Source organism: Methanocaldococcus jannaschii DSM 2661 (genome assembly GCF_000091665.1).
GTDB classification, from domain to species: domain Archaea; phylum AGJL01; class Methanococci; order Methanococcales; family Methanocaldococcaceae; genus Methanocaldococcus; species Methanocaldococcus jannaschii.
The window spans coordinates 1,275,750-1,299,881 of the sequence record NC_000909.1 but is presented as its reverse complement, the minus strand read 5'-3'; the positions used below and the strand labels follow the sequence as shown (position 1 = coordinate 1,299,881).

25 protein-coding genes and 3 pseudogenes are annotated in these 24,132 nt (G+C 32.4%); 10 read left to right on the top strand and 18 right to left on the bottom strand.

Annotated elements, in window-relative coordinates; translation table 11 throughout:
- The first annotated feature begins 3 nt into the window (after window positions 1-3).
- From MJ_RS07220 to MJ_RS07210, 3 genes are all read left to right on the top strand, one after another.
- On the top strand, window positions 4-1,536 hold the full coding sequence (locus MJ_RS07220; RefSeq protein WP_010870869.1) for a glutamate synthase-related protein: 1,533 nt from the start codon (window positions 4-6) through the stop codon (window positions 1,534-1,536).
- Between the two features lie 123 nt (window positions 1,537-1,659).
- Window positions 1,660-2,436, top strand: coding sequence for a GltB/FmdC/FwdC-like GXGXG domain-containing protein (locus MJ_RS07215; protein ID WP_064496804.1), 777 nt, complete (start codon window positions 1,660-1,662; stop codon window positions 2,434-2,436).
- A 241-nt stretch (window positions 2,437-2,677) separates the two neighbouring features.
- Window positions 2,678-3,751, top strand: a complete 1,074-nt coding sequence (locus MJ_RS07210; RefSeq protein ID WP_064496803.1) for a Coenzyme F420 hydrogenase/dehydrogenase, beta subunit C-terminal domain — start codon at window positions 2,678-2,680, stop codon at window positions 3,749-3,751.
- A gap of 6 nt (window positions 3,752-3,757) precedes the next feature.
- Here MJ_RS07210 and MJ_RS07205 read toward each other — a convergent pair whose 3' ends face one another.
- The 4 genes from MJ_RS07205 to MJ_RS07190 form a co-directional block, all read right to left on the bottom strand.
- Window positions 3,758-4,738: a tetratricopeptide repeat protein gene (locus tag MJ_RS07205; RefSeq protein ID WP_064496802.1), complete on the bottom strand. Its 981-nt coding sequence runs from the start codon at window positions 4,736-4,738 to the stop codon at window positions 3,758-3,760.
- 64 nt (window positions 4,739-4,802) lie between these two features.
- A complete protein-coding gene (queC, locus tag MJ_RS07200; protein WP_064496801.1) occupies window positions 4,803-5,501 on the bottom strand; it encodes a 7-cyano-7-deazaguanine synthase QueC in 699 nt (232 codons plus the stop codon).
- 89 nt (window positions 5,502-5,590) lie between these two features.
- Complete coding sequence (gene glnA, locus MJ_RS07195) at window positions 5,591-6,937, bottom strand: type I glutamate--ammonia ligase (RefSeq protein ID WP_064496800.1); 1,347 nt, start codon at window positions 6,935-6,937, stop codon at window positions 5,591-5,593.
- Window positions 6,938-7,042: 105 nt separating this feature from the next.
- Window positions 7,043-7,969 carry a tetratricopeptide repeat protein gene (locus MJ_RS07190; RefSeq protein WP_064496799.1) on the bottom strand — a complete coding sequence of 309 codons (927 nt, stop codon included), beginning with the start codon at window positions 7,967-7,969 and terminating at the stop codon, window positions 7,043-7,045.
- A 450-nt stretch (window positions 7,970-8,419) separates the two neighbouring features.
- Between MJ_RS07190 and glnK1 the strand changes: the two genes are divergently transcribed.
- Together glnK1 and MJ_RS07180 are read left to right on the top strand one after the other, a co-directional pair.
- A complete protein-coding gene (glnK1, locus tag MJ_RS07185; protein WP_010870862.1) occupies window positions 8,420-8,758 on the top strand; it encodes a P-II family nitrogen regulator GlnK1 in 339 nt (112 codons plus the stop codon).
- Between the two features lie 42 nt (window positions 8,759-8,800).
- Window positions 8,801-10,048 carry an ammonium transporter gene (locus tag MJ_RS07180; RefSeq protein WP_064496964.1) on the top strand — a complete coding sequence of 416 codons (1,248 nt, stop codon included), beginning with the start codon at window positions 8,801-8,803 and terminating at the stop codon, window positions 10,046-10,048.
- Between the two features lie 37 nt (window positions 10,049-10,085).
- Here the strand turns inward: MJ_RS07180 and MJ_RS07175 are convergent, their stop codons facing one another.
- Window positions 10,086-10,430, bottom strand: coding sequence for a hypothetical protein (locus tag MJ_RS07175; protein ID WP_010870860.1), 345 nt, complete (start codon window positions 10,428-10,430; stop codon window positions 10,086-10,088).
- A 235-nt stretch (window positions 10,431-10,665) separates the two neighbouring features.
- Here MJ_RS07175 and MJ_RS07170 point away from each other — a divergent pair, with 235 nt between their 5' ends.
- A complete protein-coding gene (locus MJ_RS07170) occupies window positions 10,666-11,604 on the top strand; it encodes a PLP-dependent aminotransferase family protein (protein ID WP_010870859.1) in 939 nt (312 codons plus the stop codon).
- A gap of 13 nt (window positions 11,605-11,617) precedes the next feature.
- Here the strand turns inward: MJ_RS07170 and MJ_RS07165 are convergent, their stop codons facing one another.
- The 6 genes and pseudogenes from MJ_RS07165 to gmhA all read right to left on the bottom strand — a co-directional run bounded on the left by MJ_RS07165 (window position 11,618) and on the right by gmhA (window position 15,672).
- Entirely contained in the window at window positions 11,618-11,962 is a 345-nt protein-coding gene (locus MJ_RS07165; RefSeq protein WP_010870858.1) for a roadblock/LC7 domain-containing protein, read from the bottom strand.
- Between the two features lie 71 nt (window positions 11,963-12,033).
- On the bottom strand, window positions 12,034-12,498 hold the full coding sequence (locus tag MJ_RS07160) for a GTP-binding protein (protein WP_010870857.1): 465 nt from the start codon (window positions 12,496-12,498) through the stop codon (window positions 12,034-12,036).
- Between the two features lie 31 nt (window positions 12,499-12,529).
- Window positions 12,530-13,558, bottom strand: coding sequence for a H(2)-dependent methylenetetrahydromethanopterin dehydrogenase-related protein (locus tag MJ_RS07155; RefSeq protein ID WP_064496798.1), 1,029 nt, complete (start codon window positions 13,556-13,558; stop codon window positions 12,530-12,532).
- Window positions 13,559-13,667: 109 nt separating this feature from the next.
- Window positions 13,668-14,484: pseudogene (locus MJ_RS07150) on the bottom strand (hypothetical protein).
- 59 nt (window positions 14,485-14,543) lie between these two features.
- A pseudogene (locus tag MJ_RS07145) lies at window positions 14,544-15,081 on the bottom strand (bifunctional heptose 7-phosphate kinase/heptose 1-phosphate adenyltransferase); the annotation flags it as partial.
- 34 nt (window positions 15,082-15,115) lie between these two features.
- A pseudogene (gmhA, locus tag MJ_RS07140) lies at window positions 15,116-15,672 on the bottom strand (D-sedoheptulose 7-phosphate isomerase).
- 89 nt (window positions 15,673-15,761) lie between these two features.
- Between gmhA and galU the strand changes: the two are divergent.
- Together galU and MJ_RS07130 are read left to right on the top strand one after the other, a co-directional pair.
- A complete protein-coding gene (gene galU, locus MJ_RS07135) occupies window positions 15,762-16,613 on the top strand; it encodes a UTP--glucose-1-phosphate uridylyltransferase GalU (RefSeq protein WP_010870852.1) in 852 nt (283 codons plus the stop codon).
- A gap of 32 nt (window positions 16,614-16,645) precedes the next feature.
- A complete protein-coding gene (locus MJ_RS07130; protein WP_010870851.1) occupies window positions 16,646-17,059 on the top strand; it encodes an EamA family transporter in 414 nt (137 codons plus the stop codon).
- A 58-nt stretch (window positions 17,060-17,117) separates the two neighbouring features.
- Here the strand turns inward: MJ_RS07130 and MJ_RS07125 are convergent, their stop codons facing one another.
- Window positions 17,118-17,372 (bottom strand): hypothetical protein, encoded by a 255-nt coding sequence (locus MJ_RS07125; protein ID WP_010870850.1) that lies wholly within the window; start codon window positions 17,370-17,372, stop codon window positions 17,118-17,120.
- Between the two features lie 98 nt (window positions 17,373-17,470).
- Here MJ_RS07125 and MJ_RS07120 point away from each other — a divergent pair, with 98 nt between their 5' ends.
- On the top strand, window positions 17,471-18,646 hold the full coding sequence (locus tag MJ_RS07120; RefSeq protein WP_064496963.1) for a redox-regulated ATPase YchF: 1,176 nt from the start codon (window positions 17,471-17,473) through the stop codon (window positions 18,644-18,646).
- Window positions 18,647-18,666: 20 nt separating this feature from the next.
- Complete coding sequence (locus MJ_RS07115) at window positions 18,667-19,089, top strand: acylphosphatase (RefSeq protein ID WP_064496797.1); 423 nt, start codon at window positions 18,667-18,669, stop codon at window positions 19,087-19,089.
- Between the two features lie 2 nt (window positions 19,090-19,091).
- Here MJ_RS07115 and cobZ read toward each other — a convergent pair whose 3' ends face one another.
- From cobZ to MJ_RS07085, 6 genes are all read right to left on the bottom strand, one after another.
- Window positions 19,092-19,523 (bottom strand): alpha-ribazole phosphatase CobZ, encoded by a 432-nt coding sequence (gene cobZ / locus MJ_RS07110; protein ID WP_064496796.1) that lies wholly within the window; start codon window positions 19,521-19,523, stop codon window positions 19,092-19,094.
- Between the two features lie 97 nt (window positions 19,524-19,620).
- A complete protein-coding gene (map, locus tag MJ_RS07105) occupies window positions 19,621-20,505 on the bottom strand; it encodes a type II methionyl aminopeptidase (RefSeq protein WP_010870846.1) in 885 nt (294 codons plus the stop codon).
- 4 nt (window positions 20,506-20,509) lie between these two features.
- Window positions 20,510-21,271, bottom strand: coding sequence for a class I SAM-dependent DNA methyltransferase (locus MJ_RS07100; protein WP_162484762.1), 762 nt, complete (start codon window positions 21,269-21,271; stop codon window positions 20,510-20,512).
- On the bottom strand, window positions 21,249-22,082 hold the full coding sequence (locus MJ_RS07095) for an HsdM family class I SAM-dependent methyltransferase (RefSeq protein ID WP_064496794.1): 834 nt from the start codon (window positions 22,080-22,082) through the stop codon (window positions 21,249-21,251). The genes MJ_RS07100 and MJ_RS07095 overlap by 23 nt, the downstream gene beginning before the upstream one ends.
- Entirely contained in the window at window positions 22,069-22,794 is a 726-nt protein-coding gene (locus MJ_RS07090) for a hypothetical protein (RefSeq protein ID WP_064496793.1), read from the bottom strand. Before MJ_RS07090 ends, MJ_RS07095 begins: the two co-directional genes overlap by 14 nt.
- A 20-nt stretch (window positions 22,795-22,814) precedes the next feature.
- Window positions 22,815-23,918, bottom strand: a complete 1,104-nt coding sequence (locus MJ_RS07085) for an OBG GTPase family GTP-binding protein (RefSeq protein WP_064496792.1) — start codon at window positions 23,916-23,918, stop codon at window positions 22,815-22,817.
- Window positions 23,919-24,132 lie beyond the last annotated feature (214 nt).

The following is a 24,132-nucleotide window of genomic DNA, read 5'->3' as shown; positions in this document are numbered from 1 at the left end:
ATCATGATTCCCAGCTATGTGCCACCAAAGTATAAAGTAGAGGTTGACCCAAACAGATGTATGCTATGTGAGAGATGTACAATAGAGTGTTCCTGGGGAGTTTATAGGAGGGAAGGAGATAGAATTATTAGCTACTCAAACAGATGTGGAGCTTGCCATAGATGTGTTGTAATGTGTCCAAGGGATGCAATAACAATTAAAGAAAATGCAATATCTTGGAGAAGCCACCCATTATGGGATGTAGATGCAAGGGTTGATATTTACAATCAAGCAAAAACCGGCTGTATTTTATTGAGTGGGATGGGTAATGCCAAAGAACACCCAATCTATTTTGATAAGATTGTTTTAGATGCATGCCAAGTTACAAACCCATCCATCGACCCATTGAGAGAGCCAATGGAATTAAGAACTTACATTGGTAAAAAACCAAAGCAGTTAGAGTTTGAATTTGTTGAAGAAGAGATTGATGGCAAGAAGATTAAAAAAGCTAAGTTAAAAACAAAAATAGCTCCAAACTTAAAGTTAGATACCCCAATAATGATTGCCCATATGTCTTATGGAGCTTTGTCTTTAAACGCTCACCTATCATTTGCTAAGGCAGTTAAAGAATGTGGAACATTCATGGGAACTGGTGAAGGAGGATTGCCAAAAGCTCTCTACCCTTATGCAGACCACATAATTACCCAAGTTGCAAGTGGAAGATTTGGAGTTAATGAAGAGTATCTTATGAAAGGTTCTGCAATAGAGATTAAAATAGGGCAGGGAGCTAAGCCTGGAATTGGAGGGCACTTACCTGGAGAGAAGGTTACAGCAGAAATTTCAGCAACAAGAATGATTCCTGAGGGAAGTGATGCTATCTCACCAGCTCCTCACCATGACATTTACTCAATTGAGGATTTAGCTCAATTAGTTAGAAGTTTGAAAGAAGCAACAAGATGGAAAAAGCCAGTGTTTGTTAAAATTGCAGCTGTCCATAATGCTCCAGCTATTGCTGTTGGAATAGCAACAAGTGATGCTGACGCAGTTGTTATAGATGGATATAAAGGAGGGACAGGGGCAGCACCAAAGGTATTCAGAGACCATGTTGGAATCCCAATAGAAATGGCTATTGCCGCAGTAGATCAAAGATTGAGAGAGGAAGGTTTGAGAAATGAAATTAGCATCATAGCAAGTGGAGGAATCAGATGTTCAGCAGATGTATTTAAGGCTATAGCTTTAGGAGCAGATGCTGTCTATATTGGAACTGCTGCAATGGTTGCTCTTGGCTGTAGAGTTTGTGGAAGATGTTATACTGGATTGTGTGCTTGGGGAATAGCAACACAAAGGCCAGAGTTGGTTAAGAGATTAGACCCAGAAGTTGGAGCAAGAAGAGTAGCTAACTTAATCAAGGCATGGACACATGAAATTAAAGAACTCTTAGGAGCTGCTGGAATTAACTCAATTGAAAGCTTAAGAGGAAACAGAGATAGGTTAAGAGGAGTTGGCTTAAATGAGAAGGAGTTAGAAGTTTTAGGAATAAAAGCTGCTGGAGAATAAATAGAACTTTCACAAATAAAAATACTTTATTGAAGGGTGATGCCTTTGGCATCTAAATTCCAAAATCAGCATATAAACTGTGAAAGTTCTATTTAAATTTTTTAATTTTTAAAGGTGAAAGGCATGGAAGAGGTTGTTATAGATGCAAAGGATATGCACTATAGAGAGCTGAATGAAAAAATACATGAAATTTTAAGGGAAAATCCAGACATTAAAAAAATTGTCTTAAAAAACGTTTTAGGGCAGAGGTTTATTGCCGATGGAATACAGAAGAAAGATTTAACTATAGAGATTTACGGCATTCCTGGTGGAGATTTAGGAATGTTTATGAGCGGCCCTACAATAATAGTTCATGGAAATGCTGAATTTGCTCCTGGAAACACGATGGATGATGGAACAATAGTTATCTATGGAAGTAGTGGGGATGTAACCGCCCACTCAATGAGAGGAGGAAAGGTTTTTGTTAGAGGGGATGTTGGTTATAGAAGTGGAATTCACATGAAAGCTTATAAAGATAAAGTTCCAGTTCTTGTGATTGGTGGAAGAGCTAAGGATTTCTTAGGAGAATATATGGCTGGAGGTATTATAATTGTCTTAAACATTGATGAAAAAGGAAATGATTTAGGAAAGGTTAAAGGAAGAATGATAGGAACTGGAATTCATGGAGGGGCAATTTATATTAGAGGAGAGATAGACAAAGACCAATTAGGTGTTGCTGCAGATATAAAAGAATTTACTGAAGAGGATTTAGAAAAAATAAAACCATACATTGAAGAATTCTGCAAATGGTTTAATCTGCCAGAAGATGTTAAAAATAAACTATTGAATTCAAAATGGACAAAAATAGCACCAATCTCAAAAAGACCATTCGGTAAGTTATATACTCCTGACTTAATGTGAAACTTTTAGTAAAAGTTTCATCAAAACTCGTCCATTAAGTTAGACTTTCAGTCCTAATTAATGTCCATTATTATAACAGTGGGACTGAACGCAGTGAAGCCCACTCTGGAGTATTCCAATAGGCGAAGCCCTATGGTTGCGGAAGCTCTATACTCCCCGACTTAATGTAATTTAATAGAAATTTTTATCAATTTTTAAAACTATTTAGAAGAAACACCAAAATGAGCCTTAGGTGAGATTAATGAAATCTTACAAAAACCTAAAAGAGGAAGTTTGGGATACTAATAGATGTAGTGGTTGTGGAGCTTGTGTTGCAGTTTGTCCAGTAAATAACCTATATTTTAGAGAAGAAAGCCCAGTAAAGTTTGAGTGCGATGAATGTTCCTGTATAATAGTCCCAGCAGATATCGTTGAGCATCCAATTTCAGCAGAGTTCTGTAAGACAGTAGTTTATGACGTCCCTTGTGGAGCTTGTTACGATGCCTGCCCAAGGATAAAAAAATCTGCTATTCCAAAACCAAAGGGATTGGGGAATATATTAAAGGCAGTTAGAGCTAAAGCATCAATAGAGATAAAGAATGCCCAAAATGGTGGAGTTGTAACAGCCATATTGGCAAATGCGTTTGATGAAGGATTAATAGATGGAGCCATTGTAATGATGGATGACAAATGGACTTTAGAGCCAGAATCATATTTGGCGTTATCAAAAGAAGATGTTTTAAAGTCTGCTGGTAGCAAATACCTATGGAAAGGTCCAATATTAAAGGCGTTAAAAACAGCAGTTATGGAAAAGAAACTTAAAAAATTAGCTGTTGTTGGGACTCCTTGTGTTATAAACGCTATCTATCAGATACTATCATCAGATAACGACTTATTAAAGCCATTCAGAGAAGCTATAAGATTAAAAATTGCCCTGTTCTGTTTTGAGACTTATGATTACAGCAAGATGATTAAAAAGCTTAATGAAGATGGCATAGAGCCATGGGAAGTTAAAAAGATGGATATCGAATCTGGTAAGTTAAAGATAACCTTAATCAATGGAAACACTGTTGAATATAAGCTTAAAGATGTTGAGTCTGCAATGAGGAATGGTTGCAAGGTTTGCGGAGATTTCACTGGCTTAACATCAGATATTTCAGTTGGTAATGTGGGAACTGAGAAAGGCTATTCAACAGTCTTAATAAGAAACAAGTGGGGAGAAGGATTCTTTAAGAGAGCAGTTTATAATGGTTATATAACCTATGATGAGAACGTTGATTTAGAAGCAGTTGAAAAACTTGTTGAATTAAAGAAAAAGAGAGTTAAAAAGGATTAAATTCAACTATAACTTTTTTTCAATAAACTCTTTCAAAACATAATAATCCAAGATTTCATTTAATAAATCATCATTATGGGCATCTTTATAGGTATTTGGTAATGGTCGTTTTATAATCTCTTTATAGATTTCATTTAACCTATTTAGCCATTCTTCTTTTTTTACATTGCCATTTTTTAAATTATATGCAATATCCACAATTAGATTAATCTTATTTTTCTCAATTTCATTAAATTCATCTAAATCAAAATATTCCTTAAATAGCATAACATAATAAAGGCATTTTTCATAATTTTCTTTTAGTAGATGGGCAATAGCCAATAAATCACTCATTGATTTGTCAAATCTTTTAATGATTTCATTGACAATCTCATTAGATATTTGGCAACTTTTAATTTTATTTTTAAATTCCTCATAAACTTCTAAAAATCTTTTCCAATTTCCAGCCCCTATAAAAAACATCATCATAAAATCAAAGAAATCTGAATTGAAATTATATATATTATCTTCAAATAGTTTTCTTAAATGAGGCTCTCTGTTTAAGATTTCTTTTCTTTCTTCATAGCTAAAGTCAAAAGTTAAAACACTTTTTAAAATATCCTCTGAATTAGCATCTTTAATAACATCGTTATAAATCCACTCTCCCCCACTATTTAAAAAGTTTTTTGTAATATCTAATTTCCCAATCTTTGCAAATATTGAGGCAATAGTTGATAACTCTCCACTTAAATTATAATAATCTCCATCTGCCAAAATCCCTTCAACAAACCAGTCGAATTTTTTAATTCCTTCTTCAATGTTGTTATTTAAAATTTCTTTATAAGCCTCTTCTCTAAGTCCATAATAATCACATTTTGGGACATTTTCTTTAAAGATTTTATTAGATAAACTAAAATACTCTATTGCTTTATCGTAGTCCTTTTTATTATAAAACTCACATCCTTTAAGCCAATATTTGTATAGAAAATTTGACGAATCTTTGTTCATAATCTCCCAATTAAGCTCTAAACATCTCAAAATAAAAAATCAACATATTAAAGAATCAATCTTCCTATTCAATATACTTTGTCTTATCTTCAACTCCAGCCATTAAAAAAGCTCTCTTCCTTCTCATACAGCTCTCACACTTCCCACAGTGTAAAAAGTCCTCTCCATTATCATGATAGCATGAATAACTATATTTCAAAACCTCAACACCAAGCTTTTTCTCCAATTCAGCCCCTAATTTAACAATCTCCTCCTTTGTTTTGTCATATAGAGGAGCTTCTATCTTAACCTTATTTAGTGTTCCATACTCCAAAACTTTATTAAATGCCTCAACAAATTCTATTGTGTTGTCTGGGAAAGTAACTCCTTCCTCTTTATTTATTCCAATGAATATCTTCTCTGCATCCAATGCCTCAGCAAATCCGCTTGCTATACCAAACATGATTACATTCCTTGCTGGAACCCATACAGCCTTCATTGTTTCATAAGCTTTCTCACTATCTAACTCTTCCATTTTTAATGTTGGAATTTCCTTTTCAGTTATTAAAGAGCTTTTTCCAAACTGTTTAACGAATGGTAAATCTACAACAATGTGTTCAATACCCAAAATCTCACAAATCTTCTTTGCTGAATTAATCTCTCTCTTAGCCGCTCTTTGCCCATAGTTAAAAGTTATTGCCGTAACTTCATAACCTAAATCTTTAGCTATCAGTGTGACTACTGTAGAATCTAATCCACCACTTAAAACAGTTATTGCCTTCATAATAATCACCTTTTAAAATTATATTAAAATTAAATAATTGGAATCTTTGGAATTTTGCTGTAATAAAAAAAGGTAAAAGAGAAGAAATTTTAGTAGATTAAGTATTTACCTGTCTCCCAGTCAGTAACTGCTGTTCTGAAGTCATCCCACTCAGCTCTCTTGATTTCCATGTAGTTTTCATATATGTGTTTTCCTAAAGCTTTCTGCAAGACTTCATCACATTCTAACTCATCCAATGCAGCAGCTAAGTTTGCAGGAACTGACTCAATTCCTAACTGCTTTTTCTCTTCTTCTGACATCTTGAAGATGTTTCTCTCAACTGGCTCTGGAGCTGTCATCTTCTTCTTAATTCCATCTAATCCAGCAGCTAACATACATGCAAATGCTAAGTATGGGTTGCATGTTGGGTCTGGAGCTCTGAACTCGATTCTTGTAGCTTTTCCTCTTGCAGCTGGGACTCTGATGATAGCACTTCTGTTCTTGTTTGCCCATGCGATATTTACAGGAGCTTCGTAACCTGGGACTAATCTCTTGTATGAATTAACTGTTGGGTTTGTTATAGCAACTAATGCCTTAGCGTGGCTTAAGATTCCAGCAATGTAGCTTAAACATGTTTCACTTAATCCATTGTAAGGCCCTTCTGGGTCGTAGAATGATGGTTCTCCGTTAAACCAGACACTCTGGTGGCAGTGCATTCCGTTTCCGTTCATTCCAAAGAATGGTTTTGGCATGAATGTAGCTTTTAAACCGTGCTTCTTAGCAATGTTTTTGATTGTCATCTTGAATGTTATAACGCTATCAGCTGTCTTTAAAGCGTTGTCGAATTTGAAATCAACTTCGTGCTGTCCTGGAGCGACTTCGTGGTGTGATGCCTCAACGTGGAAGCCGAGGTTTTCTAAAGCTAAGACGATATCTCTTCTAATGTCTGGAGCGTCGTCTAATGGTTCAACATCAAAGTAACCTCCATCGTCAGCAGGAACCCATCTGTGTGGGTTGTGTGGGTCTCTCTTTAACAAGAAGAACTCTGGTTCTGGACCAACAAAGTATTCTCCATTCATTTCTTTCTTTAATTCTTCTAAAATAGCTTTTAATCTGCTTCTTGGGTCTCCTTCGAATGGTGTCTTCTCATCTTTATAAACATCACAGATAACTCTTGCAACACTTTTCTCTTCAGGTCTCCATGGTAAAACAGAGAGTGTTGATAAATCTGGTTTTAATAACATATCTGATTCTTCAATACCAACAAAACCGGTAATTGATGAACCATCAAACCAAACTCCATTTTCAAAGATTTCTCTTAATTCTTCGATTCCTTTTTCTCCAGCCTTAACTGGGTATGCGACATTTTTTGGGAATCCTAAGATATCTACGAACTGGAATCTTATGAACTTAACGTTGTTCTTCTTTACATATTCTATTGCTTGTTCGACGTTCATTTCCATCCCCCAATGCAATTTGATTGAATAATTCTGGAAGTAAGTTTCCTACTTCCATATATATATAATTTACGGTATATTCAATTTAAATTAAAATATAAAAATTTATTCATAAATATCAAGTGCTCTATTGTAACACTCTATAGCTTCATTAATTTTTCCAAGTTTTTCGAGAGCTATGGCTTTCCCATTCCAAGCATCTGGAATATTTGGGTTAATTTCCAGCACTTTATCAAAATATTTTATAGCTTCATTATATTTTCCAAGCTTGTTTAGTATAATACCCTTGTATAGATAAAGTAATGGGTCATCTGGATTCAATTTTAAAGCTTTTTTAGTATATTCAAGGGCTTGATTTAATCTTCCAAGATAAATCAAAATTTGTATTATGTACATTAATGCACGAATATCTTTATTATTTCTTTCAAAAACTTTTTTTAGACATTTTAATGCTTCTCCATATCTTCCAAGTTTAAATAATATTTCTCCTTTGTACAATAAGGACTGGCAATCTTTGGGATTTATTTTTAAAGCATTATCAAAACATTCTAATGATTTTTTAAGTTTGCCTTCTCTATATAATATTTCCCCTTTTTCAGCCCAGGCAATAGCTGATTTTGGATATTTTTTCAATATTTTATCAATAATTTTTAATGCATAATCATACTCTCCAAGTTTTTTTAGTATAAAGGCAGTTACATATTTAACAGGTAAATCAGATTTTTCTAATCTGCATAATTTTAAGAATACCTCTTTTGCTTCTTCTAATTTACCCAAACTTACCAATAAAGCTCCTTTTAAAAAATTTGCTAAAATATATTTTGGTTTTAATTTTAACGCTTTATCAAAATATTCTAATGCTTTATCATTTTCCCCCAATGTTCTTAATATTCTTGCTTTTCTTACATAAACATCGGGAGATTCCCTAACCTCTAAGATTTTGTCTATCAATAATAGGGCTTTTTCATAATTTCTTTTTTCAAGTGCATCAAAATATTCATCCCATAAAATGCTTTCATTATATATTTCCATATTCACCCCCTCCCCCAAGGTTTTAGCAATATGCGATTTTAATCCCCCTATTTTACGAATTTCGTTAAATTATTATTACTATGATATTATTTATTAAAATTATTTTAGTGTAAAATATAAATTTTTCTATCTGTGAATACTGGATATTTTCTTTTATTTCCATATTATTTCCACATTAGTTTATTTAAAGTTAATAAGATTGGGGTATTAATTGTTTTATGACATTATACGCTATAATATAATTATAAATATAAAAATTTAATTATAAAAGTCCATAAATTACTTGTTTATCCCAATATTTGTTTATTTTGCATTTCCTACATTTTTATACTTGGCTCTATAAATTACCGAAAAGTTTTTATACTATTTTTAGAGTAGTTAGGAATGTAATTTCCTTTTCCCTAAGAATAAGATTTCCGTTTCCAAGTATATATATGGAGGCTGAAAAAAATGAAAAAAGTTGAAGCAATCATAAGACCGGAGAAGTTGGAGATTGTTAAAAAGGCTTTGTCTGATGCTGGATATGTTGGAATGACTGTTAGTGAGGTTAAGGGTAGGGGAGTTCAAGGTGGAATAGTTGAGAGGTATAGGGGGAGAGAGTATATTGTTGATTTAATTCCAAAGGTTAAGATTGAATTGGTTGTAAAAGAGGAAGATGTTGATAATGTTATTGATATTATATGCGAGAATGCAAGAACAGGAAACCCAGGAGATGGAAAAATCTTCGTCATACCAGTAGAAAGAGTCGTAAGAGTAAGAACAAAAGAAGAGGGTAGAGATGTACTTTAAAAATTTAATTATGTAATTTAAAGAGAGTTGTGGGGTGAAAACATAGCTACTGCGGATTTGTTTGCGAATGCCACAGATATACATTCAATAGTTCAGGCATTGACCACCTTAGCAAATGCTTCAGATGTGTTCTTCCTTGTAGTAATGGGAGTTCTTGTCTTTATGATGCAGTGGGGCTTTGCGATGCTTGAAGGTGGTCAGGTAAGGAAGAAAAATGTTAATAATGTTATGATGAAGAACATGGTTGATTGGTTGATTGGTTGTGTTGCATGGTTATTCATTGGTGGAATTTTATGTTCAAAAGGTTTTGATTTATCTGCATTTATAGATTGGTGGAAACAAATACTTGGAACAAACTGGCCAAATAATGGATTGGACTTAGCAAGCTGGTTCTTTGGTCTTGTCTTCTGTGCTACTGCTGCAACAATTGTCTCTGGAGGAGTTGCAGAGAGAATAAAATTCAGTGCTTATGTTCTAATTTCATTGATTATTACAGGTCTATTATATCCTCTCTTCGTATATTTAGGACCTTGGGGAGCAAGTATAGTTCCATGGCATGACTATGCTGGAAGTTTGGTTGTTCATGGTTTAGGTGGTTTTTTAGCTTTGGGAGCAATTGCAGCATTAGGTCCAAGAATTGGAAGATTTGTTGATGGAAGACCAGTTCCAATATTGGGACACAACATTCCAATGGCAGTATTTGGGGCATTTGCATTGGCAATTGGTTGGTATGGATTCAACGTAGGTAGTTCATTGGCTTTAGGAGATATTTCAGGGCTTGTATGTGCTACAACTACAATGGCAATGGCTGGAGGAGGAATAGGGGCATTAATTGCTTCAAGAAATGATGTTCTATTTACAGCCAACGGAATAGTCGCTGGTTTAGTTGCAATCTGTTCAGGGACAGATGTTGTTAGCCCAATAGGTGGATTAATAATTGGTTTAATTGCTGGATTGCAAGTTCCAATTGTCTATAAACTTGTTGAAAAAGCAGGATTGGATGATGTCTGTGGCGTAGTGCCTGTCCATGGAACTGCAGGTGTTATAGGAGCAATCTTAACTGGAATTTTAGGATTAAAAATATTTGGTGGAGCAGGAGGCGTTAGTTTAATAGACCAGATAATTGGAGCAGTATTTTGTATTATTTATGGAACAGGGCTTGGATATATTTTAGCGAAGATTGTTGGTATTGCATTAGGTGGATTAAGAGTTAGTGAAGAAGAAGAAAAAATGGGATTGGATATGGCAGAACACAAAATGCCTGCTTATCCAGAAGAGACAGTTATCTAAAATTCTTAATTTATTTTAATTTATTTTTGGACAATAATTATTTAATCCTAAACCAACAATATCCGTTTTCTTTTATTATTACCTTATTTCCATCCCATAAATTTATTTTGTAATCTTTTTTAGTCAATTCTCTCATGCAGCTTGCCAATATTGAGGGAATTGGACATGCACTTCCTGGAATTTCTGCTTCTCCAATCTGCTTTGGACAATATTTACACTTATCAATTTTTATTCCTATTTTTTCATCATCAATAACAAAATCATTGCACATGTCACAAAAATTAATTAAAAATTTTATTAATTCCTTATCTTCTATTTCTTTTGGATTAACTGTCTCTTTTAAACACTTTGCTATCTTTTTCCCACCCAGAACCCACAACATTTGTTGTTCCTTGATTTAAAATCCCCAACCTTGAAAACTCTGCTATCATCGATGTTAAAACAATGTGAAGATTTTTTTTAGGCTCCTATTCTTAAATAATTCTTTATATTTTACCCCAACCCCACCTAATAATTAAAAATACGTTAAATTTAATTAAAATTGTTTTGTATTATAGGAGATATATAAATATTTCTATGTCATATCGTTATCAAATATTGAGGGATATGGTGAGAAGATGATTCTCAAGCATAGAAGACCAAATATATATGGATTAATGAATAAAGAGGGGAATAAAGAAGAAGTTGAGATGATAATTAACGAGTTATTAAATAGGGATTATAAAATAACGTTCCTCCCTTCAGGAAGTTCAGCAGTCTTTTTATCAATGTGGATAGCAAAAATTTATAGTAACGAGATTTCAATCCCAGATATGGGAGGTTGGCAGGGATTTTTAAAATTTCCTAAATTATTGAATCTAAAAAATAATATGATAGAAACGAATTTGGGAATTATTGATTTAGAAAAATTAGATGAAAGTTTAAAAGAAAACTCATCACTTATTTTAACATCTTTAGCTGGATATTTAGCTCCACAACCATTAAAAGAAATAAAAAAATTATGTGAGGAGAGAGAGGTTTTATTTATTGAAGATATTTCAGGAAAAATTGGAGGAGATTGTGGATATGGAGATATTGTTGTTTGCTCTACTGGAACTCCAAAGATATTAAACTGTGAATACGGTGGTTTTTTAGGAATTAGTAAAGAAATTGAAGAAAAATTAGGTAATGCTTTAAATGACATTAAAATTTTATCCAAAACATATAAAACAATAAACTATTTTGGACTTTTAAAAGAGGAGTTACTAAATGCTAAAAAAACGTATAAGAAATATGTAGAGGCATCTAAAATAATTAAAGATGAAATTGAAAATGCCTATTTTAGAGAGTTTGAGGGAATATCTGTATTTATTGAATGCGATAATCCAAAAAATATCTCTAAAAAAATAAACAGTTTAATAAAATTGGACAATAGAAAATCAATAACAACAATCTGTCCAAACTATGATAGAATTTTAAAAAATGGGATTGTATTTGAAACAAAGAAAATTGATATCTCTGAATTGAACAGAGAAGTTATCAATGAAATTATTATAGCATTAAGCTCTATTTTATAATTATAATATTATTTTAGAACATTGCTTTTATTTTTTCTGCGGCTCTTTTCATTGTTATTCTGATTAAACCTAAATTAACTTTCGCATCAGTTAGGACTACTAAAATTCCCTCTCCTGCATCGACCATTAGGGTTTTACCGTGCTCTCCTTCAATCATTGTTTGTTCTAAAGTACCCATTCCAATTTCTGCTGCTGTTCTTTCAGCAGCCCCAAATGCTGCTGAAGCCATAGCCCCAACTAACTCAGCATCAACACTCCCAGGCAATTGAGAGGCAATAACTAAACCATCCTTACCAACAACCATAGAACCCTTAATACCCTCAGTCTTATTCAACTCCAACAAAACCCTATCAATCATATTTTCACCCTTATACTCTGGCTTATGTAAATTATGCGTTTTTGCTATATATAATTTTTTAAATTTATTTGTTATGTGTGGGACATAATTTTATTTATAAGTTCGTCAAGTCCATCTTTTTTCACTGCACAACCTTTAACAATGAATTTTGGGTTGCAAAAGTTATAAACTTCGGAGGTATCGATATCTCCAACATCTGTTTTATTTATAAAAATTCCGTACGGGATTTTTTTAGATTCTAATAATTTTATTATTTCTTCATCTTCTTTAGTTATTCCTTTTGATGCATCCAACACTACTAAAGCAAAATTAGTCCCTTTTAATGCCAATTCTCTCATGAACTCAAATCTTTTCTGCCCTGGAGTCCCAAAGAAGTGTATCTTCTTATCTTTTATTGTTAATGAACCATAGTCAATAGCTGTTGTAATTCCTTTGTATTCAACTTTTCCAATTTTATCAATTAAATTTTCCATTAATGTTGTTTTTCCAACATCACTTGAACCAATAACTACAACCTTAACCTCATCTTTTTTCATGAATCTCCCCTAAAAATAAAATATTATAAGTTTAATGCTCAAATAATTTTCTTGCACTTCTTTTTATTGCCCCCTCTGCAGCAGCCCCTCCTATTAAAGTTTTTATCTCCTTAACTAATGATTGAGCCGCTACAAGTGTTGTTGGTTTTATTTCTGCTTTTTCTACTTCTGCCTTTAATGTTTCATCTAAGTTTTGAAGAATCTCTAAGGCAGCATCTAAATCCTTCTGTCTATCTAATAACTTCATTGATGAAGCACTCCTTATTAATAACTCTGGATTTAATGCCTTTACCATCCCTTCAATACCTGATGTTTCAACAAGAGAAGCCATTGTCTGTAGGGTCATGATAACTTGCTGTTCAATCATCTTCTTAGGAGCATTTATAATCTTTCTTCCAACTGTATAGTAGTCCAGAACTCCCGATAAAGCAACTGCAGTAACTAAACTCCCCATATCAGCAACAACTGAAGAAACATCAGCAGGAACAACATAAGCCTCTTTTCCTGCACTTTTGGCAAGCTCTACAGCTTTTTTTATCTGTTCCTCAGTAGCCAATTCTTTTCCATCAGTGGTTTTCCCACCAATCACATAATGTCCGTGTTGTGGAGTTCCAGGAACAGCTGCTGGATGCATTGATGAAATTCCTACATCCTTTCTTTTTGTTCTTAATATTGGTTCTAATGAGTAGTATAACACTACAGGTGAAACAGTGCAGGTGTTACAAATAACAGCATTTTCAGGAACATGTTCAATAATTGTCTTTGCTATTCTAAATGTTGCCTTACCAAAAGGGGTAAATAAAACATGAATTTCCCCGTGCTTTGCAGCTTCGACATCATCACTAACAACCTTAACCCCAGCATCTTCAACCTTTTTCCATAAATCATCACTCATTATGTTTTTATTTGGTTCAGCTAAAACAACATCATGCCCTGCCTCAGCAAATTCAATAGCCATCCTTGAACCGCCATAAGGTGGCTCCCCACCGAATTTTTCTGGAAGGTTTAATTTATTTATGTATAGATTTTGATTCCCCGCTCCATATACGGATACCTTCATGTTATCAACCTTGATTTTTCTTATATTACGCATTTAGAGTTTCTGATGATTATTATATAAATACTTTATTATTTATTTTTCTTATTATTATGCTATTCACCGCCCTCAACTACTTTAATGTGTTCTCTAAAGCTTTTGGAATGGCGTTAATTATCTCTGTAATTTGAGTATTTGGATTAACATTAGCTATCTCTCCAAGTTTTCTATTTATTTTACATCCTAAACTCAGTGCTTCCTCTGTTTTAAAATCAACACTTATTAAAGATGATACTATCTCTGTTAAAGTATCTCCAGTTCCACCAATACATTCCATTGCCTTTATTTTTGGTTCTTTTATTTTATCAATTATCTTTTCCTCTCTAATAGTATAGTCAGTTTCCCCTTTAACAACCATATACTTTGGCATTTTTAGTTTATAATCCCTTTCAATGAGTTTTGGCACTTCATTATCGTCTATCTCAGATATAAAACCTCTAACATAAGCTGGATGAGAAGCTTTTTCATCTGCTAAGAATGCCAATTCACCAACATCAGGCAAAAAGAGATAAAATTTATCTCCAATATTTGCTGCCTTTGCAGCATACATTCCTCCAGCATCTGCAATAATCTTTGGAGAGAAATTTATCTCTCTAATTTTTGAAATCTTTGGTTTTATATAATGTATTATAACCAAATCATCATCTATCTCTTTTAATGCGTCATAAATCTTTAAGCTTCCATCCCCTTCTCCAATATCCCCTGTAGTTATTACTTTAACATCTTTTTCATCAAAATACTCCAAAGTTTTTAAAACAGCCCCTATCAAAGCTCCGGCCCTCCATAGAAATAGGAAATTCCTTGTTATTTATTATTTTATCTCCTTTTAAAATGGGTTTTCCAATAGTTAAATCTAAACCTTTTATTGGCATAGTTCCTGCTATAATCATTAGTAATCCCTACAATTTATTCATTTTGAGTATTAACTAACTCCTTAGCTTTTTCAAACGCCCTTCTCTAACGCATAGCCCAAAACTGCGATAAATGTATCTCCAGCCCCTGAAACATCATGACCTCTTTGACTTCTGTTGGAACATGGTAAATATTTCATCAACAGTTATTAATGTAGCTCCTTTTTCACCTCTCGTTATAACAAAGTTTGAATTGTATTTATCAACTGATTCCAATCCAGATTTTTCCAACTCATCATCTTTATTTTCTATCTCCCTTCCTAAAATTTGGGAAGCCTCTTTTAGATTCGGTTTTATTAAATAGACATCCTTATAAAAGTCATTTTTTGGTTTTGGGTCAATTAAGATTTTTCCCTTAAATTCTTTTTTTATGTCATCCATGAGTTCCTTTGTAATTAATCCCTTTGCATAATCAGAGATTACTAATATATCTGATTTTCCATTGAGATTTTTAATAACTCCCAAAATTTTACTGCTTAACTCATCGTTTATTGGATAGATTTTTTCATAATCAACCCTAAGCAATTGCTGATTATAACCCATAGCAACAAATCTATGCTTTACTATTGTTGGCCTTCTTTTTTAACGTTTCTCTATCTTCAATTATCATCTATTTCACCAATTTTTTCTCAACCTCCTCACATATAACATGATAAATTGTTAGATGGCACTCTTGTATCCTTGCTGTGTCATTAGAAGGAACCACCAATGCCAAATCAACAATATCCTTTAGCTTTCCTCCACCTTTTCCCAATAAACCAATTGTATAAATCCCCATTTCCTTTGCTTTATTAGCTGCCTTTATAACGTTTTCTGAATTTCCACTTGTTGATATACCGGCCAAAACATCTCCTTCTTTTCCCAAAGCTTCAACTTGCCTCTCAAAAATCCTATCAAAACCATAATCATTTCCTATAGCTGTTAAAATTGATATATCTGTTGTTAATGCAATTGCAGGCAATCCTTTCCTTTCTAACTTAAACCTTCCTACAATCTCAGCGGCAAAATGCTGAGAGTTAGCTGCACTCCTCCATTTCCACAAATTAAAATTTTATTTCCATTTTTTAATGCATTATATATGACTTCAATAGCTTTTTTTAACTTTTCCTCATCTTCTTCAATGAATTTTAGTTTCACATTTGCACTTTCCTCGAAATACTTTTTCATAATCATCACCAAATTATTTATACCTACTATATTAATACTATATAATTGTAACATAAATTAATTTAATAAAAATTTACTAAAGGGAGAGGATGATAAGAAAGGCAGTAATTCCAGTGGCTGGTTTTGGGACTCGACTATTACCAATAACAAAGGCTCAACCGAAGGAGATGCTTCCAGTAGTTAATAAGCCAATAGTGCAATATGTTGTTGAAGATTTGGTAGAAGCAGGAGTAAAGGATATTTTATTTGTAACTGGGAAGGGAAAACAGGCAATAGAAAACCACTTTGACGTAAATTATGAGTTGGAGTGTAAATTAGAGAAATCTGGAAAATATGAACTTCTAAAAATTATTAAAGAAATTGATAGGTTAGGGAATATATTTTATGTAAGACAGAAAGAGCAGAAAGGTTTAGGAGATGCTATTTTGTATGGGGAGGAATTTGTTGGGGAGGAATACTTTATAGCAATGGTTGGAGATACAATTTACTCTAAAAATATTGTAAAAGATTTAATAAAAGCTCATGAAAAATACGGCTGTTCAGTTATTGCATTAGAGAGAGTTCCAAAAGAAGATGTTTATAAATATGGAGTAATTGATGGGGAAGAGATAGAAAAGGGCGTTTATAAAATAAAAAATATGGTAGAAAAACCAAAAGTTGAAGAGGCACCTTCAAATTTGATTATAACCGGGGCTTATTTATTATCTCCAAAGATATTTGAAAAAATTAGAGAAACTCCTCCTGGAAGAGGAGGAGAGATTCAGATTACAGATGCTATGAATCTACTTTTAAAAGAGGAAGATATTATAGGGGTTGAAATTAACTGTAAAAGATATGATATTGGGGACGCTCTTGGATGGTTAAAAGCAAATGTAGAAATTGGAGCTGAAAGATTCCCTGAATTTAGAGAATTCTTAAAAGAATTCGTTAAAAATTTATAATCTAATTTTATTTTTTATTAAGTTGGGATAGTATGGATACAGCAATAATATTGGGACTTTTAGTGGCTGTGTTTTATGGGGTTGGGACATTTTTTGCGAAAATTGTCTGTGAAAAAAACCCTTTATTTCAATGGATAGTGGTAAATATAGTTGGGATTATATTATGTTTAATCATATTACTCAAATATAAAAATATAATTATTACTGACCAAAAAATTCTTACTTATGCAATAATATCAGCAGTCTTAGTAGTGATTGGTTCTCTATTGTTATATTATGCGTTATATAAAGGAAAAGCAAGCATTGTTGTGCCCTTATCATCAATAGGTCCAGCGATAACAGTAGCTCTGTCAATACTGTTTTTAAAAGAGACTCTAACACTTCCACAAATGATTGGGATAGTTCTTATAATTATTGGGATTATTCTCCTTTCAATATCTAATTAATTTATTTAATTTATAAAGTTTAAATTTATAAGGTAATAAAAAATAAAGATAAAAATAGTTACTGCCCTTCTAAGGTTAATAAATATCTTCTTGCCCCTTGCATTCCAAGCTGTAATTTTATTGCCTTTATAAGTTCATAAACATCTTCAACAGTTTCAGCATCATATAACGCTTCCTTAAATTTCTCTCTTTTTGAAGGTTCTATCAAATTTAACAAGTATTCAACTGTGGCAACCAACTCAATATATTTCCTCTCTCTATTCATTAAGTTATCTAATTCATTTATTATCTCTTGAATTTTTGGAGACGGCATTCATTTCACCTATTGTGTAATTTTAAATATCATTACTACATAAAGTCATATAAATATTTTAACACCATACTCAATATTTTTATGGTGAGAACTTGGCAATGATTGGTTTAGTAGGGAAACCAAACGTAGGGAAATCAACAATGTTCAATGCTTTAACTGAAAAACCAGCAGAAATTGGAAATTATCCATTTACAACAATACAACCAAATAAAGGTATCGCTTATATAACAAGCCCCTGTCCTTGTAAGGAATTGGGAGTTAAGTGTAATCCAAGAAATTCAAAATGTATAGATGGGATTAGACATATTCCAGTTGAAGTTATAGATGTGGCTGGTTTAGTCCCAGGAGCACATGAAGGTAGAGGGATGGGAAACAAGTTTTTGGATGATTTAAGGCAAGCAGATGCATTTATATTGGTTGTTGATGCCTCTGGAAAGACAGATGCTGAAGGAAATCCAACAGAAAACTATGACCCAGTTGAGGATGTTAAATTCTTATTAAATGAGATAGATATGTGGATTTATAGCATTTTGACGAAAAATTGGGATAAGTTGGCAAGAAGAGCCCAACAAGAGAAGAACATAGTTAAAGCTTTAAAAGACCAATTAAGTGGATTGAATATAGATGAGGATGACATAAAGATGGCTATTAGAGATATGGATGAAAGCCCAATTAAATGGACTGAAGAAGATTTGCTAAACTTGGCTAAAAAGCTTAGAAAAATTTCAAAACCAATGATTATCGCTGCAAATAAGGCAGACCACCCGGATGCAGAGAAGAATATTGAAAGGCTAAAGAAAGAGTTTAAGGACTATATAGTTATTCCAACATCTGCAGAGATAGAGTTAGCTTTAAAAAGAGCTGAAAAGGCTGGAATTATAAAAAGAAAAGAAAATGACTTTGAGATAATTGATGAAAGCAAAGTGAATGAACAGATGAGGAGAGCTTTTGATTACATAAAGGACTTTTTAAAGAAGTATGGAGGAACTGGAGTCCAAGAATGCATAAATAAAGCTTATTTTGATTTGTTGGATATGATTGTTGTCTATCCAGTTGAAGATGAGAACAAATTTTCAGATAAGCAAGGAAATGTATTACCAGATGCATTTTTGGTTAAAAAAGGAAGTACTGCAAGAGACTTAGCTTATAAGGTGCATACAGAGTTGGGAGAGAAATTTATCTATGCAATAGATGCAAAGAAGAAGATTAGAGTAGGAGCTGATTACGAATTGAAGCATAATGATATTATTAAAATTGTCTCTGCCGCAAAATAATTAAATTTTTGGTGGCCTCCATGGCTACAACTTATGAGCTGAGAATTTATGGAAATGTGGAGTGTGCTGAATTTATAGATAAAGTTGAGAGTTTAGGAAAATTGTTGGATGTGAATGGGGTTGTTTATGTTTATAAAGACAGTGTTAGGATTTTGGCAAACTTTCCCAATGAGAAGAAAAGACAGCTTTTTAAGGAAATCATTAAAGATTTAGAAGATGATGGTGGGTTAATAAAGGTTGAAAGGATAGAAGAAAGAGATTTAAATACATATATTGAATTTCCTAATGGATTGAATAAGATTTCAACGAATGAGTTAAAAGAGATTAATAAAAAGTTGGATAAAACAATTAGCTATTTAGAGAATATTTTTAATGCCTTAGAGAAGCAAATAAAAGTTTCAGAGGAGATTAGAGACATATTGAAAGATACCTTTGAAGTTTAACTTTATTCAAACACCTTACTCATACACCCAGCCAACAAACCGGCTATAGCATCATCTAAGAACATAAAGCCTTTCCTATCTAACTCTCCAATTATTCCGGGTTTTTTAGCATCATAGAATCTAAAGTTAAATATTGCCTTAGTTCCAGCAATCTCATTTGCTATAGCTAATCCAATAACCTCATCAACATACACATAGTTTGGGTCTTCGTTGTAGTTGAATGGCAGATTGTTAGCTCTGCCTTCATTATCCAACAAAATTGCTGCAATTAACAAAGTTGAGACATTAGGGTTAGACAACTGCTTTAACAAAATCTCCTTAAGTTTCTCTTTAACTCTGTCTCTTTCTTCATTACTCCCAATATATAAATCCATTCCAGCATCCAATAAGCTGTCAATAGTTATTCCAAACTCCTCTAATTTTTTAATAATCATTTTCTCACTTTAATATTTTGGATTTTATGGGCATATCTCTTATAATAAACATTAAAATAAAATCTCATTTTTTATTAAAAAACTTAAATATTCTATACTATTTTGTTGTTATCTCAACACCATTTTCAGTTATTAATATTGTGTGCTCAGCCTGGCCAACTATTCCATTCTCCCTCTCTTTTAATATTGGATAACCGTAAATGCAAGATGCCCTAATTAACGAGTTTAAAGCCAGCCTCTCGCTCTCATTTTTTAAAACCCATCTTTCAGCAAAGGGTAGATAAGGGTAATTTTTTGATATAACGTCTAAAAGTTTTCTTGCTTGTGGCAATCTAATTGGTCTTTTGGCTAAAAATTTATATATGTTTCCAAGATTCCCATCTTTAACCATTCCAAAGCCATCTGTTGCAAACGGCTCTATAGCCACCAAATCTCCAACATCTATATATTGATTGGTTCTTTCATAGACATTTGGAATACTAATTCCTGTATGCAACTCATATCTATGCATCACATGTCCAGAGAGGTTGGATATTGGTTTATAACCATAACTCTCAATAACCTCCTGAATAATCTTTCCCATCTCTCCAATGTTCATTGGAGGGTTTATCTCCTTAATAACTGTATATAGTGCATCTTCAGATGCCTTTACCAAATCTTTATAAGAGTTTGATAAATCTACTGTTATAGCTGTATCTGCTATATATCCATCGACATGAGCTCCTAAATCTAATTTAACAACATCATCATCTTTAAACTCCAAGTTATCATTTAATTTTGGAGTGTAATGAGCTGCTATCTCATTAATTGATATATTGCACGGAAATGCTGGCTCCCCTCCTAATTCCCTAATTCTATTTTCAACAAATTCAGCAACTTCTAATAGCTTAACTCCTGGCYTTATTAATTTTACGGCCTCCTCTCTGACTTTAGATGCTATTTTCCCTGCCTCTATAATCTTTTCATACCCTTCAATCTCCATACTTTCATCCTTTAAGTTTTGGTTTTAATAAGTTTTTTAGTGTTGTTTGATAACCTTTAAATTGATTGTTATTTATTGCTGAAACTATAATATAATCAATTTGTCTTTCTAAGTTTTCAATATCTTTCCCATTTTTTAAGTTGTAGATAATATCCTTGACTATATTTTTTATTTTCTCCTTAACTTCATCTGAGAACGTGGGAATTTTTGCATTCTCTAACAACTTTTGTGTAAATGCCACTCTCCCTCCTCTTCTTCCACCATTTGCAAGATAATAATTTCTAAAAAATGAGCTGTTCAAATATCCTAACAAAAAGTATATGTCATCATCGTTGTAGGGTTGGATAAATATAACGTCTCCTGAAGGTAATAGTTCATCATCTCCTAAACTAAACCTATTATATGGTTTTCTGTCTAAAGTTGGAACATATATTCGTTTTTTATTTAGATTTTTTATTAAAAATTTATAGTTTCTCAATGCCTGCCAATTAAACCATTTTTTGTTTTTTGGAAGGTATCTATTCTCCATTCTGTCTTTAAACTTCAACAATTTTTTATATATGTTTGGATATTTGGTTTTAAATATTTCTTCATCTTTTAGGTTGTCTTCAATTAATATATATTGAACAAATCCCTCAACTACAAACCTTTTACAGTTTTTTGCCTTAACAAAATTTTTTATAAGTTGTTTTTCATCTTCATTTAGCTTTGAGATGTCATCTTCATTTAATAAAAATGCCTCATCAAATCCAGAAACTAAGCCCACTCCAACTTTTGCTATATCCTTTAATAACACATGAGGAAAATCTGGGATTTTTGTAAAAAAGGTAGACCAAGGTTTCTGGTGTAGTGTAATGAGGAATTTCCATGTATTCAAAAATATCGTTTGATTTTTTTGCATTTAACACATTAATAGCTTTTTCTTTTATCTCTTTTAATTTAACTTTTTTTGAGATAATTCTAATAACATCAATTTTTTCAGATTTGTGGTTAAATTCTCCTTTTTTAAACTTAAATATTATTGTTTCAGGATTTTCATTTTTAAATAGCCTAACTTCATCCAAATCAATAATTATTTCCAATTTTCCATGTTTTAGAATGTTGTCTCTTACAATTTTTGCATATGTGTTATAAAAAAAGTGATATGGAACAATATAAATCAACTCTCCACCATCTTTTAAAAGATTTATTGATTTTATAATGAAAGCATAATAAATGTCCCCCTCACTTGTGCCTATAATCCGTTTTACTTCTTTTTTTATAAATTCTGGAAGACTGTTGAAATGGGCATAGGGAGGATTTCCAATAATTAAATCAAATTTTTCTTTAAAGTTATAGCTTAAATAATCTCCTAAAATTATCTCAAATTCATCAAATTTTGCCTTGCAGTGGTTGTATAAATCTTTATCTATTTCAATACCCACACAATTTTTGTATCCAAATTCTCTTAATACCTCTAAAAATATTCCTTTTCCGCATCCAGTGTCTAACACTAATCCATTTTTTGGGATTGTAGAAAGATTTATCATTAATTCAGCTATTTCTTTTGGAGTTTCAACAAAGCTAATCTTCTCCATGTTTGCCCTCTTTAATATTAATCAGTTGGATTTTTATTGAGTTCAAGACAAGAATTTCTGTTTTTATTGAATTTAATGACTTTTCTAAAGATTCTAAAATTGCATCTATAAGTTTTTTAACAAAAGCAAAGTAATCTATTGGGTCACCAAGATTTGGGCTATACCTTATCTGAAACATGTTATTTCTTGGATTAACATAAAAATCGTCCTTAATCTCTTCTAATAAGAAAAATTTGTATCCTCTTCTATACTTATCAACAACAAAAATTCCATAAGATACAATTTCATTACCTGAAATTCTATTATAGACCAATTCTCCATTTATGGTTATTTCTGACGTTAATCTCTGCCGTTTTATGCCCAAATATAAACGTAAGAGGTTATTGTATGTTGTTACATCGTTTCTTGTATTACTTTTTAAATCACCAAATTTATTGTTTATGAATATTAAAAAATTCTTTCCATTTATTATTCCATAGCATAATAAATCATAAGGTGTCCTTCTACCTTCATAGGAATATATTTCATCCTTTGGTTCAGAAAATTTAATTTTTAAGTTTTCTTCAGAGATTGTATAGTCTTTTAATAAACTTAAAACCTTATCGTCCAAATTTCTATCGTTAATATTCTCATCATTTTTTATTTTATTATAAATTTCCCTAAATATATCTCTTAATTTTCCCGATAAAATTTTAAGTTCGTTATTAACCAATTTTACCACCATTTAATGCATTATCTCTTTATGACAATTGTTAAAATGTCTCCATCCTCTAATTTATGGTCTAATCCAACTCTCTGCCCTGGATGCTTTGCTGACTTCCCCCAAACTTGGGCATACCTGAAATTTCTAACGAAATCTTTATGCAGTTTTTCACAAACATCTTTTACAGTAGCTCCTCTTCTCATAATTAGTGGTTCATCAAAGTCTGGCTTTTTCCCCTGTGGTTTTAGATAAATCTTTATAAAACCCAATTTCTCATAGATTTTCTCTTTCAATAAATCCAAGTTAATTCCTTTGTTACCAGAAACTAAGATATAATCCTTACCAAATTCCTCTAACTTTTGTTTTATATATTTTAGATACTCCTCATCAGCTAAGTCTATCTTATTAACTACCACCAAAGAAGGGATATAAACTCTGTTTCCAGCTACAACATCAATAAACTGCTCTAAGGTTATATCCTCCCTTATAACAACATCTGCGTTGTGTATCCTATATTCATTTAATATTGCTTCAATTGTATCTTCATCGATATGGGTTAATGGAACGGTTGAACTAACGTTAATCCCTCCTCTCTCCTTAACTTTGATTTTAACATCTGGAGGAGTTTGGTCTAATCTAATTCCAACATTGTAGAGTTCTTTTTCAAGCACTGGTAGGTGGTCTAATGTGTAGATATCAACTGTTAATAAAATCAAATCAGCACTTCTTACTGCAGATAAAACCTCTGTCCCCCTACCTTTCCCTGATGAAGCACCAACAATAATTCCAGGAGCATCTAAAAGCTGAATTTTAGCTCCCTTATATTCTAATATACCTGGAACAATTGTTAAAGTAGTGAAAGCATAAGCCCCAACTTCCGATTTAGCATTTGTTAATTTATTTAGCAGGGTTGATTTCCCAACAGATGGAAATCCTACAAAGGCAGCTGTAGCGTCTCCACTTTTCTTTACAGCATAGCCCTTTCCTCCTCCACCTCCCCCTCTACTCTGAGCCTGCTCTCTCAACTTAGCTAATTTAGCCTTTAACCTACCAATGTGTTTCTGTGTGGCTTTGTTATATGGTGTCTTTTTTAATTCTTCTTCTATCCTTCTAATTTCTTCTTCAATTCCCATAACATCACCAACAATATTAAATTTATGGTTTCTAAAAATAAAAATCCTCTTAAGAGATAACAAAAATAGCATTTATAATTTTACGCATGCATTTATTATAAATTGCGTTTGCTACATTAAATAAAATAGTTAAAAAAAGAGAAATTTATAGTTTCCTCTGACTACCTAAGAAGTCACATTCTTGTTCTTTATAGAGCTTGGACATTAATTGGGG

Excerpts from the sequence above, each read along its gene's own strand:
- MJ_RS07165 (WP_010870858.1), bottom strand. The coding sequence starts at position 11,962 with ATGATTGATAGGGTTTTGTTGGAGTTGAATAAGACTGAGGGTATTAAG.
- queC (WP_064496801.1), bottom strand. The coding sequence starts at position 5,501 with ATGAAGGCAATAACTGTTTTAAGTGGTGGATTAGATTCTACAGTAGTC.
- MJ_RS07120 (WP_064496963.1), top strand. The coding sequence starts at position 17,471 with ATGATTGGTTTAGTAGGGAAACCAAACGTAGGGAAATCAACAATGTTC.
- MJ_RS07205 (WP_064496802.1), bottom strand. The coding sequence starts at position 4,738 with ATGAACAAAGATTCGTCAAATTTTCTATACAAATATTGGCTTAAAGGA.
- MJ_RS07085 (WP_064496792.1), bottom strand. The coding sequence starts at position 23,918 with ATGGGAATTGAAGAAGAAATTAGAAGGATAGAAGAAGAATTAAAAAAG.
- MJ_RS07130 (WP_010870851.1), top strand. The coding sequence starts at position 16,646 with ATGGATACAGCAATAATATTGGGACTTTTAGTGGCTGTGTTTTATGGG.
- glnA (WP_064496800.1), bottom strand. The coding sequence starts at position 6,937 with ATGAACGTCGAACAAGCAATAGAATATGTAAAGAAGAACAACGTTAAG.
- MJ_RS07190 (WP_064496799.1), bottom strand. The coding sequence starts at position 7,969 with ATGGAAATATATAATGAAAGCATTTTATGGGATGAATATTTTGATGCA.
- MJ_RS07170 (WP_010870859.1), top strand. The coding sequence starts at position 10,666 with ATGATTCTCAAGCATAGAAGACCAAATATATATGGATTAATGAATAAA.
- MJ_RS07210 (WP_064496803.1), top strand. The coding sequence starts at position 2,678 with ATGAAATCTTACAAAAACCTAAAAGAGGAAGTTTGGGATACTAATAGA.
- MJ_RS07095 (WP_064496794.1), bottom strand. The coding sequence starts at position 22,082 with ATGGAGAAGATTAGCTTTGTTGAAACTCCAAAAGAAATAGCTGAATTA.
- MJ_RS07175 (WP_010870860.1), bottom strand. The coding sequence starts at position 10,430 with ATGTTGTGGGTTCTGGGTGGGAAAAAGATAGCAAAGTGTTTAAAAGAG.
- MJ_RS07125 (WP_010870850.1), bottom strand. The coding sequence starts at position 17,372 with ATGCCGTCTCCAAAAATTCAAGAGATAATAAATGAATTAGATAACTTA.
- cobZ (WP_064496796.1), bottom strand. The coding sequence starts at position 19,523 with ATGATTATTAAAAAATTAGAGGAGTTTGGAATAACTATTGACAGCTTA.
- glnK1 (WP_010870862.1), top strand. The coding sequence starts at position 8,420 with ATGAAAAAAGTTGAAGCAATCATAAGACCGGAGAAGTTGGAGATTGTT.
- MJ_RS07220 (WP_010870869.1), top strand. The coding sequence starts at position 4 with ATGATTCCCAGCTATGTGCCACCAAAGTATAAAGTAGAGGTTGACCCA.
- MJ_RS07155 (WP_064496798.1), bottom strand. The coding sequence starts at position 13,558 with ATGAAGGTATCCGTATATGGAGCGGGGAATCAAAATCTATACATAAAT.
- MJ_RS07160 (WP_010870857.1), bottom strand. The coding sequence starts at position 12,498 with ATGAAAAAAGATGAGGTTAAGGTTGTAGTTATTGGTTCAAGTGATGTT.
- MJ_RS07215 (WP_064496804.1), top strand. The coding sequence starts at position 1,660 with ATGGAAGAGGTTGTTATAGATGCAAAGGATATGCACTATAGAGAGCTG.
- galU (WP_010870852.1), top strand. The coding sequence starts at position 15,762 with ATGATAAGAAAGGCAGTAATTCCAGTGGCTGGTTTTGGGACTCGACTA.
- MJ_RS07115 (WP_064496797.1), top strand. The coding sequence starts at position 18,667 with ATGGCTACAACTTATGAGCTGAGAATTTATGGAAATGTGGAGTGTGCT.